The following is a 3,822-nucleotide window of genomic DNA, read 5'->3' as shown; positions in this document are numbered from 1 at the left end:
GTGGGGATCTATGAGGGGCGAACCCAGTTGCCCGAAGTGCGGTGGCAGGGTCCGTGCGCCCGGACTCTTCGCCGATACCTGGCAGTGCGATGTGCACGGGACCGTGCATCCGCTCCAGCCGGTGGTGCCTCCCAGCGTCGAAGCCCTCGGTGTCGTCGCGAACCGCTCCCAGGTGCCGGTCTGGATGCCCTGGCCGCTGCCGGTCGGCTGGCTCTTCTCCGGCGTGGCCGCCGCCGGTGACGACCGCAGTGGCGGCCGTGCCACCGCGGTGTCCTGCTCCGGGCCGGGACCGCTCGGTGGACCCGGCGAACTCATGCTCGTGGCCGAGGAGTTGGGGGTCGGACTCGGCGCCCGTTTCGCTGGGATCGACGGGCCCGACCCCGGGCCGAACATGTCCGTGGACAAGCCACCGCACGCGAAGGTGCTCGCCGCCGGGCGTCCCACGCCCCTCTGGCACGTCGGGGGCGTCCCCGACGACCGCGTCGTCTTCGCCGGCGAGGCCCGCGGGCTCTGGCTGTGGGCCATCGTCTGGCCCGAGCAGACCGGGCTGCTGATGTACGACGAGCTCGTCCTCACGGATCTGCGGGACGCCGGCGCCGAGGTCGACCTCCTTCCTTGTGGCGCCCTCACCCCCCGCCTTCTCGCGTAGCGGGTGCCCGCCCCCACCGCGGTGCCCCGGCCGCGTAGGCACGGGACCCTGCGGTCCGCGGTGGCTTGTCCCTGAACCGGCGGACCGCACCACCCGGGCGGGTTATCCTGGCGACGGCCACCCATCCCCAGCTACCCCGCGGAGCGAGTCGTGCGTATAGACCTGCACACCCACTCCACGGCTTCCGACGGCACCGACTCGCCGGCCGAGCTGGTGCGGAATGCCGCGGCCGCGGGCCTGGACGTGGTGGCGCTCACGGACCACGACACGGTCGGCGGGTACGCCGAGGCGACCACCGCGCTGGCCGGGCTGGCAGCCTCCCCGCGTCTGACGTTGGTGACCGGCGCCGAGCTGTCCTGCCGGATCGACGGCATCAGCATGCACATGCTGGCGTACCTCTTCGATCCGGCCGAACCCGAGCTGTACCGCGAGCGCGAACTCGTACGGGACGACCGGGTGCCGAGGGCGCGGGGCATGGTCGCCAGGCTTCGCGAGCTGGGCGTGCCGGTCACCTGGGAGCAGGTCGCCAAAATCGCCGGGGACGGCTCGGTGGGCCGTCCGCACATCGCGACCGCGATGGTCGAACTGGGCGTCGTCGACAGCGTCTCGGAAGCGTTCACCGAGCAGTGGCTGGCCAACGACGGCCGCGCGTACGTCCCCAAGCACGAGCTCGACCCGTTCGACGCGGTGCGGCTGGTGAAGGGCGCGGGCGGGGTGACCGTCTTCGCGCACCCGGGGGCGCACAAGCGCGGTGAGACCGTGCCGGACGCGGTGATCGCGGAGTTGTCCGCCGCCGGTCTCGACGGCATCGAAGTGGACCACGTGGACCACGACGACGCGACCAGGGCGCGGCTGCGCGCGTTCGCCGCGGACAACGACCTGCTCGCCACGGGTTCGAGCGACTACCACGGCGACCGCAAGGCGGTCCGGCTCGGCGAGTGCGTCACCGATCCCGAGGTCTACCGGGAGATCGCGCGCCGGGCCACCGGCGCGGTGCCCATCTCGGCGGTCTAGCGGGCCGGACCCTCCGGGGTGCCCCTGTCCCCTGCTCGTTCCGGTTCTCGGTTCGCGGTTCCTTGCGGTCGGCGGTGGCCGGTCGCGTAGTTCTCCGCGCCCCTTCGGGGGCGCTCCAGTACCTTCAGAAAGCTTTACGCATGTTTGACATCACCCTGTTCGGGTCCGTGTTCTTCACCCTGTTCGTGATCATGGACCCGCCCGGGATCACGCCGATCTTCCTCGCGCTGACGTCGGGGCGCGCGACGAAGGTGCAGCGGCGGATGGCGTGGCAGGCCGCGTCCGTGGCGCTCGGGGTGATCGCCGTGTTCGGCCTCTGCGGCCAGCAGATCCTGAACTACCTGCATGTGTCGGTGCCCGCGCTGCGGGTGGCCGGGGGACTGCTGTTGCTGCTGATCGCGCTGGACCTGCTGACGGGGAAGGCGGACGAGCCGACGCAGACGAAGGACGTGAACGTGGCGCTGGTGCCGCTGGGCATGCCGCTGCTGGCCGGGCCGGGGGCGATCGTGACGGTGATCCTCGCGGTGCAGCACGCGAACGGCTTCGGGCAGCAGCTCTCGGTGTGGGTGGCGATCGTGGCGATGCACGCGGTCCTCTGGCTGACCATGCGGTACTCGCTGGCGATCATCCGCCTGATCAAGGAGGGCGGGGTGGTGCTGGTGACCCGGTTGTCGGGGATGCTGCTGTCCGCGATCGCCGTGCAGTCGGTGGTGAACGGCATCTTCGGCTTCGTCCACGGCGAGGGCTGACGCCTCCGGTCCCGGACAGACGAAAGCGCCCCGTACATCCATTCGGTACGGGGCGCCGTTGTGTGGGCCTGCGATCAGTCCGCGGGGCGGATGTAGATGCGCTGGCCGAGAGCGGCGGCCTGCTGCACGATCCTGTCGACAGCGTTGGCGTCCACGACGGTGCTGTCCACGGCCTCGCCGTTGACGTCGTCGAGTCGCATGATCTCAAAGCGCATGGGGCTTCTCCCTTCGTCGCGCGTTACATGTGTGGTCAACGAACACCCCCTTCAAAACATTCCCTAGGCTAATGAAAAACTTTCCTGTCTTAACTGTTTGCCGGCAAGGGAGTCCCTACCGCCCCTCGGTGTCCTTCCAGAAGGCAACCAACGCGGCCGCGGTCTCGGTGGGCCGCTCCGCGTTGGGCGAGTGTCCGGCGTCCTTGATCACGACGCGCCGTGCGCCGAGGTGTACCGCCATCTCGTCCAGCCACGGCACCGGCCAGGCGTAGTCCACCTCGCCGGAGAGTACGAGTTTAGGCAGCGGCAGTGCGGCCAGTTCCGTCACTCGGTCGGTTTCGGACATCAACTGCCGTGCGGTGGCGAGCAGTTGCTCCGGCACGGTGCCCAGCCAGCGGCGGTGCAGGAAGTCCTCCAGCCAGGTCGGGGTGCGTTCCTCCGCGTCCCCGGCGCTGTCCGCCTCCGCCCCGGCGTCCATCGCCCGCATCGCCTGCCAGGCGGACTCCATGTCCATCGTCGGCAGATGGTCGATCAGCAACTGCGTCCGCACCTGCTGGTGCGCCTCGATCGCGGCCGGGCCCGAACTCATCAGTGTCAGCGAGGTGTACGGCGTGGCACGGTCGGTGAGCAGGGCGGCCCGCACGATGTGGCCGCCCAGCGAGTGGCCCAGTACGTGCAGGGGTGCGGCCGCGCCGTACTCCGTGGCCAACGCTGCCGCCTGCGCTCGTACGTCCGCCGCCAACTCGCTCTGGGCGTACGCCTTTTCGTCCCTCGGGCCGGCCGATTCGAACTGCCCGCGGCCGTCCACCGAGACCGTGCGGAAGCCTGCGGCCGTCAACGGCGTCATCAGGTCGAGGAAGTCTTCCTTGCTTCCGGTGAAGCCCGGGACCATCAGGACGTGACCACGCAGTTCGGCCCCCTGCGCGGGGGCGCCGTCCAGCACCGCGAACGGGCCCCTCGGTGTGTCCAACTGGCGGGAGACCACGTTCGTCGGCAGGTCAAGGGCACTCGGTCGGCTCATGTAGCGAGATTACGCGGCCCACATGTCCAAGAGGTTGCGGTTGGTGGCCGCGTGACCCTCCAGGGTGACCTGTGTTGTCGGTTCAGGGACCTTGCTTTGGGTGGGTGGGTGGCTTGTCGCGCAGTTCTCCCCCAGAGCTTCGCCTGGGGGTGCCCCCACGCGCCCCTGTGTACG

The 3,822-nt window shown here is 70.1% G+C and carries 5 protein-coding genes; 3 read left to right on the top strand and 2 right to left on the bottom strand.

Annotated elements, in window-relative coordinates:
• Positions 1 to 10 precede the first annotated feature (10 nt).
• From AC13HU_RS33845 to AC13HU_RS33835, 3 genes are all read left to right on the top strand, one after another.
• Complete coding sequence (locus AC13HU_RS33845; RefSeq protein ID WP_483045816.1) at positions 11 to 649, top strand: DUF6758 family protein; 639 nt, start codon at positions 11 to 13, stop codon at positions 647 to 649.
• Positions 650 to 799: 150 nt separating this feature from the next.
• Positions 800 to 1,663: a PHP domain-containing protein gene (locus tag AC13HU_RS33840; protein ID WP_483045815.1), complete on the top strand. Its 864-nt coding sequence runs from the start codon at positions 800 to 802 to the stop codon at positions 1,661 to 1,663.
• A 140-nt stretch (positions 1,664 to 1,803) separates the two neighbouring features.
• Positions 1,804 to 2,412 carry a MarC family protein gene (locus AC13HU_RS33835; protein ID WP_483045814.1) on the top strand — a complete coding sequence of 203 codons (609 nt, stop codon included), beginning with the start codon at positions 1,804 to 1,806 and terminating at the stop codon, positions 2,410 to 2,412.
• A 74-nt stretch (positions 2,413 to 2,486) separates the two neighbouring features.
• On the opposite strand, the gene AC13HU_RS33830 is transcribed toward AC13HU_RS33835, so the two are convergent.
• A complete protein-coding gene (locus AC13HU_RS33830; protein ID WP_200823142.1) occupies positions 2,487 to 2,627 on the bottom strand; it encodes a hypothetical protein in 141 nt (46 codons plus the stop codon).
• 115 nt (positions 2,628 to 2,742) lie between these two features.
• A complete protein-coding gene (locus AC13HU_RS33825) occupies positions 2,743 to 3,648 on the bottom strand; it encodes an alpha/beta fold hydrolase (protein ID WP_483045813.1) in 906 nt (301 codons plus the stop codon).
• Between the last annotated feature and the right edge of the window lie 174 nt (positions 3,649 to 3,822).

Source organism: Streptomyces sp. NH27 (assembly GCF_056859195.1).
This window is presented reverse-complemented; position numbering and strand designations above follow the sequence as displayed.